The 14,123-nt window shown below is 38.8% G+C and carries 15 protein-coding genes; 6 read left to right on the forward strand and 9 right to left on the reverse strand.

The genetic code is table 11. The features are described 5' to 3' along the window. Positions 1 to 17 precede the first annotated feature (17 nt). The 4 genes from V7150_RS18930 to V7150_RS18945 all read right to left on the reverse strand — a co-directional run bounded on the left by V7150_RS18930 (position 18) and on the right by V7150_RS18945 (position 2,079). Positions 18 to 305 (reverse strand): hypothetical protein, encoded by a 288-nt coding sequence (locus tag V7150_RS18930; protein WP_335521420.1) that lies wholly within the window; start codon positions 303 to 305, stop codon positions 18 to 20. Next, a complete protein-coding gene (locus tag V7150_RS18935) occupies positions 292 to 564 on the reverse strand; it encodes a ubiquitin-like small modifier protein 1 (RefSeq protein ID WP_335521422.1) in 273 nt (90 codons plus the stop codon). Before V7150_RS18935 ends, V7150_RS18930 begins: the two co-directional genes overlap by 14 nt. 125 nt (positions 565 to 689) lie before the next feature. Then, complete coding sequence (locus V7150_RS18940) at positions 690 to 1,049, reverse strand: YisL family protein (RefSeq protein ID WP_283922240.1); 360 nt, start codon at positions 1,047 to 1,049, stop codon at positions 690 to 692. A 112-nt stretch (positions 1,050 to 1,161) separates the two neighbouring features. Beyond that, on the reverse strand, positions 1,162 to 2,079 hold the full coding sequence (locus V7150_RS18945) for a fumarylacetoacetate hydrolase family protein (protein ID WP_335521425.1): 918 nt from the start codon (positions 2,077 to 2,079) through the stop codon (positions 1,162 to 1,164). A 146-nt stretch (positions 2,080 to 2,225) separates the two neighbouring features. Here V7150_RS18945 and V7150_RS18950 point away from each other — a divergent pair, with 146 nt between their 5' ends. From V7150_RS18950 to V7150_RS18975, 6 genes are all read left to right on the forward strand, one after another. Beyond that, on the forward strand, positions 2,226 to 2,447 hold the full coding sequence (locus V7150_RS18950) for a spore germination protein (RefSeq protein WP_335521427.1): 222 nt from the start codon (positions 2,226 to 2,228) through the stop codon (positions 2,445 to 2,447). Positions 2,448 to 2,464: 17 nt separating this feature from the next. Then, entirely contained in the window at positions 2,465 to 2,683 is a 219-nt protein-coding gene (locus V7150_RS18955) for a spore germination protein GerPB (protein WP_335521429.1), read from the forward strand. A gap of 98 nt (positions 2,684 to 2,781) precedes the next feature. Then, positions 2,782 to 3,432 carry a spore germination protein GerPC gene (gerPC, locus tag V7150_RS18960; protein WP_335521431.1) on the forward strand — a complete coding sequence of 217 codons (651 nt, stop codon included), beginning with the start codon at positions 2,782 to 2,784 and terminating at the stop codon, positions 3,430 to 3,432. Further along, on the forward strand, positions 3,429 to 3,635 hold the full coding sequence (locus tag V7150_RS18965) for a spore gernimation protein GerPD (protein WP_335521433.1): 207 nt from the start codon (positions 3,429 to 3,431) through the stop codon (positions 3,633 to 3,635). The genes gerPC and V7150_RS18965 overlap by 4 nt, the downstream gene beginning before the upstream one ends. Continuing rightward, on the forward strand, positions 3,616 to 4,002 hold the full coding sequence (locus V7150_RS18970; protein ID WP_335521436.1) for a spore germination protein GerPE: 387 nt from the start codon (positions 3,616 to 3,618) through the stop codon (positions 4,000 to 4,002). Before V7150_RS18965 ends, V7150_RS18970 begins: the two co-directional genes overlap by 20 nt. Before the next feature lie 54 nt (positions 4,003 to 4,056). Continuing rightward, positions 4,057 to 4,275: a spore germination protein gene (locus tag V7150_RS18975; protein ID WP_335521438.1), complete on the forward strand. Its 219-nt coding sequence runs from the start codon at positions 4,057 to 4,059 to the stop codon at positions 4,273 to 4,275. Between the two features lie 36 nt (positions 4,276 to 4,311). Here V7150_RS18975 and addA read toward each other — a convergent pair whose 3' ends face one another. The 5 genes from addA to V7150_RS19000 form a co-directional block, all read right to left on the reverse strand. Continuing rightward, on the reverse strand, positions 4,312 to 8,091 hold the full coding sequence (gene addA, locus V7150_RS18980) for a helicase-exonuclease AddAB subunit AddA (RefSeq protein WP_335521440.1): 3,780 nt from the start codon (positions 8,089 to 8,091) through the stop codon (positions 4,312 to 4,314). After that, positions 8,084 to 11,581, reverse strand: coding sequence for a helicase-exonuclease AddAB subunit AddB (gene addB, locus V7150_RS18985; protein ID WP_335521442.1), 3,498 nt, complete (start codon positions 11,579 to 11,581; stop codon positions 8,084 to 8,086). The genes addA and addB overlap by 8 nt, the downstream gene beginning before the upstream one ends. 247 nt (positions 11,582 to 11,828) lie before the next feature. Continuing rightward, a complete protein-coding gene (gene lepB / locus V7150_RS18990; RefSeq protein ID WP_335521443.1) occupies positions 11,829 to 12,383 on the reverse strand; it encodes a signal peptidase I in 555 nt (184 codons plus the stop codon). Further along, positions 12,373 to 13,041, reverse strand: a complete 669-nt coding sequence (locus V7150_RS18995) for a TVP38/TMEM64 family protein (protein ID WP_335521445.1) — start codon at positions 13,039 to 13,041, stop codon at positions 12,373 to 12,375. Before V7150_RS18995 ends, lepB begins: the two co-directional genes overlap by 11 nt. Positions 13,042 to 13,087: 46 nt before the next feature. After that, positions 13,088 to 14,026, reverse strand: a complete 939-nt coding sequence (locus tag V7150_RS19000) for an LCP family protein (RefSeq protein WP_335521447.1) — start codon at positions 14,024 to 14,026, stop codon at positions 13,088 to 13,090. Positions 14,027 to 14,123: the final 97 nt, after the last annotated feature.

The following is a 14,123-nucleotide window of genomic DNA, read 5'->3' on the forward strand; positions in this document are numbered from 1 at the left end:
TGCAGAAGCCTTCTTCATTATCCACCAATTCTAGTTGTTTTGTAGCGGTATTTTTTGATTAAATCTTCAAGTAATTTCTCCTTATCTGCACGAAAACGAACCTGTACAGCACTTACCTTAAATGTTACGGTAAAGGATATTTCCGCTTCCGATAATATCTGTCCACTCCATCCCTCTCCCTCGTATACGAAGGGAAACGAATCCGTTACCTGTTTCGCACCGAGCTCCATGAAATACATGCCAAGATGCTCTTTACTAATTCCACGAAACTCTAACTCTCTTTCTACCATATTAGCCGCCTGCAACCGGGGGAAATAGAGCAAATTGATCTTCCTCACAGACTTTCGTTTGAAGATCCTCGAGATGGATGATATTCCTTCCGTTCACATATACATGAACAAACGGAAGCAGCTCTTTTTCCGCGGTAAAAATTTCATCTCGTAAATCCGGAAACATTTCTACCATTTTATCCAGCACATCTATTACCCGATCCCCATCAGGCTGCACCTCTACTGTTACCCCGCCGCATATCTGCCGAAGATTTGCAAACACCTTTACCAGCAAATTGATCCTCTCCCCTCTCCTTAATTTTTATATTAAAACCGCAGGTTAAAGTTGTCACGCTGGTTATGGAATTTTTTTAAAAATAAAAGGCTGCCCTAGGACAGCCTTTATTTTTAAAAATTAGCTTATACATTGAAAATTGACATTGGCAATTTTTCAAAGCCTAAATATAACACAAGCAAAAATGCAATGATAAATTGAATCCAAAAAACGGAAGTACTTTTGTTATTTGCGACCCTGCCAAGGATCATTTCAAACAATCCGATTACCCATAAACCTGCAACCGCTTTTAAAATATACCAAACATCGATCTTATAAACTGAAAAAAGAAGCCCTATGCCTGTTGCAATAATTAGCAGGTATAATACACGTAAGATCATTTGAACAATTTTAAATCCTTTTGCTTTCCCACTTTTATTTAATGAAAGTGCTACGAAAAATAAAATCAGAGCTAAAACCCATGCTGTTACATGACCATGAATCATTTTTTTACCTCCTATGTATTGTTAATTGAGACTATCATACCATAGGCTTTTAGTAATTACGAAAAAAGTGATTCAAATATAGTAACAAACTTGGAAAGGATACATTAAATGATTACAGTGAATTTTCCTCAATGGTATTCTTAAGTGTTCCAATCTTTTCTATATTGATTTCAAGTGTGTCCCCGGGACGTAAAAATTTTGGCGGATTGAAGCCTTTACCAACACCTGCTGGAGTACCGGTGGCAATGATATCTCCTGGTTCCAGTGTCATACCAGCTGACAGAACAGAGATTACTTCTTCTACTGGAAAGATAAAATTTTTAGTATTTGAACTTTGCCTTACCTCACCATTTACTTTTGTCTCAATATTTAATTGATTAGGGTTTTCAATCATGCTTTTATGAACAATCCAAGGCCCCATTGGACAGGTAGTATCTAAGCTTTTTCCGATAAAAAATTGCTTGTGCCTTGATTGCAGATCCCTTGCCGTTACATCATTAATAATCGTATACCCAAAAATATAATCAAGTGCTACCTCTTTTTTAATAGCCCGCCCCTTTTTCCCGATAATGACGGCTAATTCTCCTTCATAATCAAGTTGATTCGTAATGTTTTGATGGCTTAATACTGTTTTATCTGGTCCAATAACTGTTGTTGGAGATTTGGTAAATACCATCACATGGTCAGGAATATCTGCTGCACTCCCCATTTCTATTGCATGGTCCGCGTAATTTTTTCCAACACAAAAGATATTCTTATTTGGTCTTGGAATAGGAGCAAGTATTGTGACCTCTTCAAGTGGAATGTAAAAAGCATCTGTGTTATCGGAACCTATTACCCAATCAAGCAAATCATTTACTTGTTCGAGAAAGCTTTCTCCTAACGCGATACATTCCAGGAGAGAAGCAGGGAAGTTTTTTTGTCCTGTCCTTACCTCTGTTGCAGCATTTAGTAAAAGTACTTTTGTTTCTTCCGAATCTAGTAAACCGACAATTTGTTCATTCTTATGTTTTACTGTTACAAATCTCATTTACAATCACCTCTATGTTCATTTATCCACTACTAATAGAATAAAATAAAAAGAACGATCAAACAAATATAATTTAGGCGAATGATTCACATTACATTCGCCCATTCATAAGATGTAAAAGATATTAATAACGAAGGGGGTTGCTCATGCCAGCGATTGTTGGGGTTGCACAGGTCATTACACTTGGAAGCAGCTCTATTTTCCACATTGGCGATGTCTATAAAATCATGCCATTTTCTACGGCCAAAACATTTTCTGGAGCTGGTTCCTTTAACACCGGCGATCAGGTTGATGTACTCAACAAAATAAGTTCAACGAATACCTCTGATCCGGATGTCCTTGATCAAAATAATTTCCTTAATATATAATTAACGGGTGATCCAATATGAATTTTTATATCCAGCAGTCCATTCACATTAATTTTATAAAAATTGGCGGTGTTACCAATTCCTCAGTCCTGCAAATTGGCAGTGCAGGAATCATAAAGCCTCAAACAAATCTATATAATACGGGCGGTTTCACAAAACCTGCACCAGCTGGAATAAAACCTGAGGGAATGATACTGGCACCTTCAGTTCCATTACAGGCTGCAGTCAGAGGTTAATAAATGAACACCAGGTAATGGGAAAACCCTGTCAGCTTTATGAACTTGTTAAAAAGAAGCAAATCCAAATAGGTTTGTGCATATAGTTAAAACACAAGGTGAAAAGGCAATTCGCTGGCGAGGTGATTTACTTGTATCAGGATTATTACCAATATCTTCAATGGCTGCAGATGTCTATTCATGCACAAGAACAGAGGATTACAGCATTAGAACAGACAATTCAAAAATTAAGAGCTGATGTAATGCAAATACGGGATAAGCCCACGGTCCATGTTGATAGGATTGAATATAAATTTGATCAATTGAAGGTTGAAACACTTGAAGGAACGTTAAGTATTGGCTTAAATCCTAATGATTTGTCTGGAATTGATGACTTTGCCGTACAAAATCAATCATTAAAGACCCCATTTTCTCCTAAAGAACAAATGCGAGTATCAATGAAAATTGAAGAGGCAATTCATGACTATTTAGATAAGGAATTGCCGCAAATAATTGATGATGCACAGAGGGGCATGGCAGTACCTTCAAATGAATCCTACTTATCCTTTATCAAAGAGGATATTATTAAACAGCTACCCAGCCGGATTGACTATCATCTTAAAGCTAACGCCGCGAAGGTTCGTTCAGATGATAAGGCTCCGCCAATCGAGGCAATCGTCATTGAAGCACTAAAGCAGGAAATTCAAAGTGGCGTAATGGTCTTTTTAACTAACTTACCTGAGAATGTGAAAGGAATGAAGACGGAATGAACTTTGAAGTCTATAACCGCGTCCTGCATGTCGAAAACATAAGTATCACCGCGGTTGCAAGCTCCTCGTTATTTATGGTGGGCGACACGGAAACAATCCAACTAACATCAGCATTTGACACCCCACCAGAATCTTTAATTATTGGGCCACTTGTTCCGTTAGAACGGGATGTGACCCCTGGCTATGCTGACCCGTACCTCTAACGTAGACCATCTCGAAGTTAAGCTAGTAGCTTTCAGTTCTGTTATTCAGCTTGGGGATTCTGGTATCATTAATGGACTTTCTAGGGCTATCGCTGTTCAAAGGGAAGAAGAAATATTCTTCGGAGACGAAGGCAACTTTCCTTCCTATCCAGTCTTTACAAAGCCTCTACCGCTGCCGCCAATTACCGAAACAATATCTTTTTTACAGCATAATATTAACCCAATCATAAAAGTGAATAACATTGATGTTATTGCTGTTTCTTCTGCGTCTATTTTACATGTTGGAAACTCTCGAAATGTATCGATGGAAGCAAGAATTAAGCATATCCGTCAGCTTCGGCTTGAAGGTCATGAACAAGACATATGATAAATGCATATGCTACTGTAACCTTGTTAGTTCAAATGGAAAAGGATGTTTTTGATGCCAGCGATACTTGGTCCAGTACAAATTATTAATGTAGGCGGAGGAATTGTACAATTCGGAGATACCGTTAATATCTCTCCAAAGAGTTCCACAAAAACATTCGCCGGCTCTGGGGGATTTAACACCGGTGGGTTAATTGTTACGAATAATGGGTTAAGTGGTACAAATGTACTCGATACAAATGTAATTGACCAGCCGATTACAGCGAACAATTAAAAAATGACATAAACCATCAAGGTCTATGTCATTTTTTTATTCTCTTTCCACTTTTAAAATGTGGGCTCCATCAAAGAAAAATAAATATCTTTCAACAACACTTCTTTTCCAGATTTGTTCAATCGCTTTTGTATATAAGTTAATCTGAAGGCGATATCTTTCTACGAGGATTGGTTTAGCCTGAAGAAAACCGCCTTTATATCTTTCAGTTATTCTATCTGATTTATAATCAATGAGAACCAAGCCATTTTCATCCTCAAGGATACAATCAATAATCCCTTGCACAAATACAGATTCATCTGCAGCTTTCCAGTTAGGATAAACATCTCTTGCAGGTAATGAAAGTGTAAACGGAATTTCCCGGTAAATAGCTTTGGCATTAAAGTATCTTTGCCCTAATTCTGAGTTGAAGAATTGAACAATTAATTGACTGTCAATCACTTCTGCCTGCTCTGGGGTTAACAATTCATTGTGAACCATCCACTTTAATTGTTCATGAATGGATTCTTTACTAACAGGATTGGTCAAATCCGCATGCTGCATCACCATATGCATGGCTGTCCCCCGCTCTGCTGGACTTAATTGTTTCTCCTGCATAAACTTTGGCCGATTTATAATAGACTTTTTAAACCTTCGAACCAGATCTGTACCGCTTTGCTCATCTGTCATTTCCGCGAAACGTTTTATTTCCGATACTGATTGCTTTGAGCGATGGACTGTAGCATCAGGAAATGAATACTCCCATGTCAGACGAGCCTTTATTTCCTCAGCAAATGAAGATTCTGACGGAACTTTTTCTACTGATTGAACCTTGTCCAGGAAGTAATCCTCTTCCGCTTCAACTACCAATTCCTGTTTTTTGATTTCTTCGGCCCTTATTAAGGTAATTTTCCAGGAGGAAGGATGGTTAGTGATTTCCAATGGAATAAGCGGATTGGTTTTACCTGTAACCCTTAATTCACCGCAGTCTTGATGACGGATCAAGGCTGGTCCAATCCAGTCGATATAACTCATTGCCGATGCCCGTTCATAATCCTTTAACAGCCACTCCATATTAGCGGAAGCAGCATTCCATTGGTCGATTGTTTTCACTGTATCCTTTATTGTTGCTGTTACATAGAGCTTTTCTTTCGCTCTCGTCATAGCTACGTATAACACGCGCATTTCTTCCGCAAGCATTTCCATTTTCTTTTTTCGCTTAAAAGCAATTTGCGGGAGGGAAGGATAAGAAATACGCTTCTCAGCATTAACATACTTTGCTGCAAATCCGTATTCTTTATCAAGCATGTATGGCTTGCGGATATCCGTCATATTAAAGTTCCTTGCCATTCCTGCCATAAATACAACAGGAAATTCAAGCCCTTTACTGCTATGGATCGTCATAATGCGGACAACATCCTCCTGCTCACCAAGTGCTTTTGCTGCCCCAAGATCGTCTCCTCTGTCCATCATCCGCTCGATAAAACGTAAAAAGCGAAATAACCCGCGGAAAGAGGTTTGTTCATAGACCCTTGCCCTGTCATATAAAGCTCTTAAGTTTGCCTGACGCTGCTTCCCACCGGGCAGACCTCCGACAAAATCATAAAATTGAGTATCGCGGTATAACTGCCATATTAGTTCTGAAAGCGATCCTTGTCGTGCCAATGAGCGCCAGTTTTGTAACAGATCAAAAAAACTGCGGACTTTTTCATAAAATGGTTCTGTATTTTCAGCTGACTTGTTAAGGCAAAAGGCAGAAACCGCCTCCCAAAACGAACCACTCTTCCTGTGAATCCGAACTTTTGATAATTCTTCTTCGTTTAACCCGACGATGGGTGAACGCAGCACTGATGCTAACGGAATATCCTGGAATGGATTATCAATTACCCGGAGCAGCGACATCATAATGGATACTTCTGTTGCTTCAAAATAACCGGTAGATAAATTCGCATAAATGGGAATTCCTTGCTGCTTGAACTCCTCGATGATTTGTGGAGCCCAGGTCATTGAACGGAGGAGAATTACCACATCCCGATACATTAGTGGTCTTTGAGATTTCGTTTTTGTATTATACACAGGTGCACCTGTTGTCACTAATTCTTTAATTTTTGCAGCCATTACTCTTGCTTCAAGCTGGGATTGTTCAAGTTCTGCTGCATCAAATACAGCCGCTTCTGTTTCGGATTCAGTATCAACAGGCGTTTCCATACTTTCAGCGTTTTGGTCAATAAGCATTATTTCTACGGGGTAAGAATCATCCACTGGATACGGTGCTCCATTCCGTAATTCTGCCGCTTCGTCGTATTCGATTTCTCCAACCTTAACGCCCATAATTTGTTTAAATAAATAATTTGTGGCATCAAGTACCTCTTTCCTGCTTCTGAAATTACGGGCTAAATCGATTCTCAACCCCGATCCTATGCCATCAACGTTAAAGCGATTATATTTACTTAAAAAGAGATTGGGCTCAGCCAAACGAAAACGATAAATCGACTGCTTGACGTCACCAACCATGAATAAATTCCCGTTTGCTTCTTCATCTTTCGTGACAAGTTTTAATATGGTTTCCTGCACCATATTTGTGTCTTGGTACTCATCGCAATATACCTCTTTAAAATGACCGCGGTATGAAAGGGCCGCTTCTGATGGAAGAAATTCACCTTCTGCTGAGACCCCTTTTGTCAAAATTCCAAGGCAGTTATGCTCTAAATCAGCATAATCAACAAGGCCCTTTTCTTTTTTAACTTTTTCGAATCGGTTTGAAAATTCTTTTACAAGATAAACAAGCATGTCTACTAATGGACGCATTTCATCCATATCTCGTAAAAAGCTTTCCGGTTTCCGGGAAAAGAGCTCTTCCTTTATATCTTGAATTTTTTTCTTTGCTTTTTCCCGGAGCTTCTGGGCTTTCTCTGTTAGTTCCTTATCAAAATGGTCACCCTTCACCTGTTTAGCCCTTGAAAAAGACCATGTTTGCATCGCCTGATACAGCGCTGCCCATGAATCCTTTTGTGCCAGCAAAAGAGTATCAATGACTTGTAAATCTTCTAAAAAGTTTTCCGCTCTAGGTGCCGGACCATTTGGCAGCTTAGTTAGCTCCAAGCCCCGTTTAATCATGTCTTTTGCAGTATCTAATTGCAATTCGATATCAAAAAGAAGTGCCTGGGTAAACGGCAGATTTTCTACTTTTGTTCCTTCTTGCACGTCATACATTGAAACAACAGATTGTAAATATTGCTCTGGCTGAGAGTTCGAACTTGCAAAATCGTATATGGAACGAATAATATCCATTAGTGCAGCATCACTTCGATCACTTGTGAATGAATCGACTAAATTAAAAAAGGACACATTATCTTTTTTTCCATATTCTTCTTCAAACAGCTCTTCCATTACTTCATCTCTGATTAGCTGTGCCTCTGTTTCATCAGCAATTCGGAACCCTGGGTCAATATCGATTAAATAATAATATTTACGAATTACCTCCATGCAAAAGGAATGCAGCGTTGAAATCGAGGCTTTATTTAGTAAGCTGAGTTGCTTTCGTAAATGTCTGGAACCTGGATCCTGATCGATTGCTTTTTCCAACGCTTCACCAATTCGATGCCGCATCTCTGCTGCGGAAGCATTTGTAAACGTCACGACTAACAATTCATCAACATCTATTGGATCTTCCAAAGAAAGAATTTTTTGGATTATTCTTTCCACTAGGACCGCTGTTTTCCCTGACCCAGCCGCTGCCGCTACAAGGATATCTTTATTCCTGGCCACAATCGCTTTCCACTGGTCGTCTGTCCAGGTCACCCCCTCTGGTTTTGGAGGCATCATGAATTTACTCATTTTCCTTTGCTTCCTTTCTAATTAATTCCAACACTTCTTCCTTTGAATGTGCTGTAAGAATCCTATAACGATTACTTTCAATTGATTCATCAAATTGACAAACAGATTTATAAGCACAAAATGTACATGGTGTTTTGTCCTTCAATTTATATGGGGCAATATCGATTTGTCCATTGATAATGGCATTGCCTGTTTCTTGATATAAATCACGAACATGTTTCCTTAAATGATCAAATTCCTCTAAACTTGCTACCTTTGATTTTTTAGATAAGTTTCCATCTTTTTTAATACCTGCTGCAACAATTTGTGAATCACCGGTTTCTAGTGTTTGATCCATCAACTGGATGACTTTTTGGTCACTCAGCATTAACCCATTCATTTTAAACTTTTTCATTATTTCTATTTCGATTTCTTCCATAGTCAACATTTTCTTTGTATTGATAAATGGATTATGAACATGGAAGTAAAGGACACCTGCAGGGCTTGCTTTCATCTCTACAAGTTTATTGGAATGAGTCACGACAATATCCAGATAGGTCAGCATTTGCAAGGCAAGACCATAATAGACTTCAGTTAAATTGACATCCTTCTCACTCGATTTATAATCAATCACCCGTAAAAAGACACTGTCATCTTCCGCTTTTGCTTTGTCAACCCTGTCAATGCGTCCAGCCAATTCCATTCTTTTTCCATTCTTTAACGAAAAGGTTAATGGCGGCAGCTCTCCATATGGGCCAAAACCTAATTCTAAGCCAATTGGTGAAAAACCGCTCACTTTCGCATGCTCACTCAAGACAAGAGAAGCACGCGTAATGATTTGCTCTAATTTTCGCTTAATATAATGATGGCGTTCTGAACTGAGTAATATTTCGTTTTGCAGCTTTGGTGCTAAAGTCTTAATCGCCTCTTTAGAAAGTTCTTCACATTGCTGCTGATTTAATTCAGCCCAGGACATGTTTTGTTCATTGACAATATCGGCAATCTGCTTTAAAGCAGCATGGAATAATTCGCCAATGTCAGGAGCCTCCAAGCGAAAAATTTGCCGTTCACGAAGCTTCAGCCCATGCTGGGCAAAATGAGAAAATGCACAGCCGTTGTATAATTCCATCCTTGAAACACTTGCCTGGATAGTGTCACCATATAATTCATCCGCAGCCTCTTTGGAAAGCTGGACGGTCTTGTTTGAGTAATAAAGGCTTGAAAACACCTTTTGCGCCTTATTTTTCCATGCACTCTCCAGATAATAGTTATACACATCCCACCACAGATTAGAAATGGGATAATTTCGTTTTTTCCATTGCAGCTGCGTGTTTAGGTAGGACAAGGTTGTTGTAAAATTAGAAACAAAGCTTAACTGCCCAACTTCTTCAAGTTCAGAAGGGTCTGTAACATAATACACTTCGCTTACGTCTGGGAACAAATCCTTTAGCCTCTTAATGTAGGAAGAAGGAATCAATGCTTTTCCTTCTTCATTAGCAAGCGGGTAGCTGATATAAAGCATGTCTGATGGTGCCGTAAAAGCTTTATAGGCAAGAAAGTTTTCATCAAGCAAGCGGGTTTGGCTGCTTGGTGCAACATTAATGCCTGCTGCTAATAGCATCTCCCTGTCTTCATCTGCAAGAATACCCTCATCAGAAATTTTCGCCGGTAATACCCCTTCATTTATGCCAACCACGAAAACAATTTTGATATCATTCAGCCTTGATTTTTCTAAATCACCAATTAGAACTTGGTCAAGTGCTGGTGGAATGAGCGAAAAATGCAGGGATTCGAAGCCTGCCTCAAAAATAGCAGCAAATTCTCTTAGCGTAACCTGCTCTTCCCCTAGTATTTCAACGTATTGGTCAAGAAGCTCAACGACTGCATTCCACACTTGTTCGTGTTCCCGCATCCTTACAAGATTGCCCGTTTCTTCTGCAGCCATTTTCCATTTTTCAAGCTTCTCTGGGATATCTAATTCTTCTAAATATAAATAGATAGCCTCACAAAGTTTCCGTCCTGTATCGGCTTTTTTTAACCTTCTTGACAGCCGCAAAATAGGCGCTGTTACCATAAGCTTTAATTCATTTAATTCTTGCTCTCTCTCTTTTTCCACATTGGTTTGAACATTTCCCGTTAATTCCAGCCCTCTTATGCGCCGGTAAACCCAGCGATCCTTTTTCGTCCACTTATTCCCGTTGATTCCATAGGCTAAACAATAGTTTTCCAGCCTGTCCATCTTCTCACGCATTTTATCGGGATTTTCCTGAAGGGGATATAATAATTCTGTTTTTATCGCTCTAAAAACAGGTTCATAGCGCCAATAAGAGTTAATTACTTCAAGACTCGAGCGGATTAATTCAATAAGTGGGTGATTGAGCATCGTCCTTTTCTGGTCGATAAAATAAGGAATCTGATAATCGTCAAAAACCGGTTCAATAATTTCATGATAATCCCCGCCATTTCTAATTAAGAGAGCAATATCCCGATAACGGTACCCTCTCGTTCGAACCACATCGCGAATTTCTCTGGCAATGCCTTCTATTTCAGCTCTTCGATTGACTGCCTGGCTAATTTGAATCGCTGTCTCACCATGAAATGCTGCGGCTGGGCGCACATCAAATTTTTCCTCTAAATGACGTAAGGAAGGCTGATTCCAATTTTTTTGTTCTTTTAGAATGATAGGTTGTTCCATCTCGATTCTGCTTACCCTGGCTAAATCATAGATGTTGTAACACATCTCACCAGATGCACGGAACAAATCAAGCTCATCCGGTGGTGAATCAAGGAATAACCGATCTGAGGTTATCGCGATTGAAATACGTTTACAATGCTTCATTAGTTCCGCAATGACAAGATATTCCTGCGGTGTGAAGCTATAAAATCCATCGATATAGATTTCGGCCTCTTTTAAGTATGAAGATGCTGATATTTTCTCTGCTAAGAGGCGAAAGTAATCTTCTGAATCTATATATTTACCAAAGATTTCGTCCTCAAATTTTGTATAGATAATTTCTAAATCATTTAATTTATCGTGTAAGACTTTTGTAGCAGAAGTGTCCCCAGAACAAAACTTCACTGATTCCTGGACCAGTTCCCCTGGTCCAAGACAGTACCGCTTAAATTCGGTAATCATTTGTTCCAGCTGCTGGACAAAGCCATTCTTATCGGCTGCCCGCTGAAAAATTTTCAAATTCTCTTTCTGGTCATCAATGATTTTACGAATTAACATATTCATTCCGACACTGCTTAAATGCGTACGGCTGATTCCACCTGTTTCCTGCAGAATTCTCCATGCTAAACGAGAAAAACTGAAAACCTGCGCGCGAATCATTCCCCCAACGCTTGAGTCTGTCGCCAAACGATATTCAGATAAAAATGTCATCTGCTCAGGAACGATATATATAATTGGTGTACCTGCCGGGTCTTCCACTAGCCGATCTCTTATTTCATCAAGAAACATCGCTGTTTTACCGCTTCCCGACCGTCCGATTATCATTCTTAATGACATGGGGTTACCTCTCTTCCTCCTAAAACTCTTTAACTCTCATTCTACCATAATATAAGCACAAATGTTTGGATTAGGGCTCTACATATTAAAGGCATAATTGGTAATTTCTAATGTTTTTATTATAAAGAAAACTCGCCGATTGGCGAGCCCCTAAGGGCGAAGACAGAGGCGTAGTTGCACTTATACTTTCCTAATAGCAAAAAAAAAACACGACCTATACAATCGTGCTCATTCCCACTTCATCTATTTAAAAATTGACATCCAATTCATTCAATGGCCAATAGCGTAAATCAACTATGCCTACAACTTGACTGGAAGAGATGAAGCCAAATTGTCGGCTGTCCCAGCTTCCTAAACGATTATCACCCAGAACAAATAATTTTCCTTCCGGAACCGCATTCTCACCGGTAATTTCCTTCAAACTAAAATCTCCAGTCAGCTTCATACCAGGTGCCTTCTGCTTATAAGGATTTAAAAACGGTTCCTTAAACTTGTGACCGTTGATATATAACTGATCATCCCGATATTCAATCTTATCACCTGGCAGCCCGATAATCCGTTTAACAAAGTCCTCCTTGGCATTGGCATGAAAGACAATGACGTCAAATCGGTTTAATTCACCAATCTGATAACCAAGCTTGTTGACAACCAGCTTGTTACCGTCTTGAAGCGTTGGCATCATCGATTCGCCTTCTACAATATAATTAGAAAAGAAAAATGTGCGAATAAAAGCAAAAATTATGATTCCGATGGCAAATGCCTTAACCCATTCCATGCCTTCCTGTTTCCATTCAATTTTCATTGAATCCCCTCCATTTCTCCTTCTCTTTATTTTTCTCTTTTTCTCCATTATGGTCAGTTTCCGTTTTCTTATTCATCCTTATTTCAATTCTTTTTCCTACATACCAAAGAATAAAAATAACAAGCAAAACAATGACTGTCCGAAAAGGCTTCGTTATTAATGAACGGAGATCATAGCCGATAAAGCTTATCGTAAAAATCATCACCATTTTTCCTATACACACTGCCAGCATGTATTGAGCAAAGCGTATTTTTGAAAGACCAGCAACAACGTTTACAACCGCAGAAGGGGTAAATGGAAAACATAATATTAAAAAAAGGGGGCCAAACCCATGACGGTCCACCCAGTCCATCAGCTTACGGACCTTCGGGTGTCTAGGCAAAAAAGATAATAACCTTTTTTGCCCATACTTCCTGATTAAAGAAAAAACAAGTAATGCCCCCAAACAAGCACCAAGCCAAGAATATAAAAATCCTAACCAAAGACCAAAGGCATTAGCATTTGCCATTACAAATACAAACAACGGGAGAAACGGCAAAAATGCTTCAAGGACGATCAACAATATGCCCGGTATCGGTCCAAGTGCCCGATATTCTTGTATGAGGCTCATAATATGTTCAAGTGTAAACCAAGCTTTTAGTGATTCGAAGAAGTCCATCCCATTCTCCTTTAATTAATTGCTAATAGTATTTTGTATAGAATATTTATTGTTTGATAAATTGATGGAGTGCCTCTTTATTTTTTTCGACATTAAGATCCAAAACAGATCCTTCACCTTTTATTTTTGGTTCCGTAAAGCTATTTTCGACTGGAATACGGAATGTTTCGATACTCCCTTTATCTGAAAGGAAGTCCTTAGCCATAAATAATGCATCCGATGTGTCAATATTTGTATTCACATAAGGGGTTACAACGCCAATTAATTTTGGCAGCTTTGTTATGGTTTGAATACCGCCCAATTGTTCTTTAATAGCCTTTATAACTTGTTGTTGACGTTCTACCCTTCCAAAATCACCTATGGCATCATGCCGGAATCGAACATAACCCAATAAATGCTCGCCATCCAATCTTTGCAGACCAGGCTCAATTGTTACATCAATATATTCAGACATTTTTTTCTCTACATTAATTTCTATACCTTTCGGGAATGCTTCATCAATTAGTTGAACAAAACCCTGAAAATCAACAATGGCATAATATTGTAGGTCGATATCAAAGTTCTTCTTGATGGTTTGCCGCATTAACTCTGGACCCCCTCGTGCGAAGGCAGAATTGATCTTATGTTTGCCATGGCCTGGGATTTCTACATAACTATCCCTCATAATGGAAGTTAATTTAAAGGATCCTTTATCTTCGTTATAATGAGCAATCATTATCGTATCTGCACGGGACTTTTCTTTTCCTCGCGCATCACTTCCAAGTAATAAGATATTCGTATCCCCATACTGATCCTTCTGCCCTTCAAATGTATAGACAACATTTGCTTCTTTATTATCCTTATTTATTTTTTTTAATGATTGGTTGACTCCTTGTTTAAATTGAAAATAAGCATAACCAGCCACTGCACCAATTAGTAGTAAGAAAACAAGTAAAATGGACGTCCATCTTTTCTTTTTCTTATTTTGATGTTTATCAGCTCTCATTTGTTTATCACCCATTCGTCCATGTTTTTTTATTCTTCAATATATTTGACTGTTTTTTTCTTTTTTAGGTTTCCTCATTTAATTCATTTTCTCCTAT

The sequence above is a fragment of the Neobacillus drentensis genome, from assembly GCF_036965245.1.
In the GTDB taxonomy this organism is placed as follows: Bacteria; Bacillota; Bacilli; order Bacillales; family Cytobacillaceae; genus Neobacillus; species Neobacillus drentensis_G.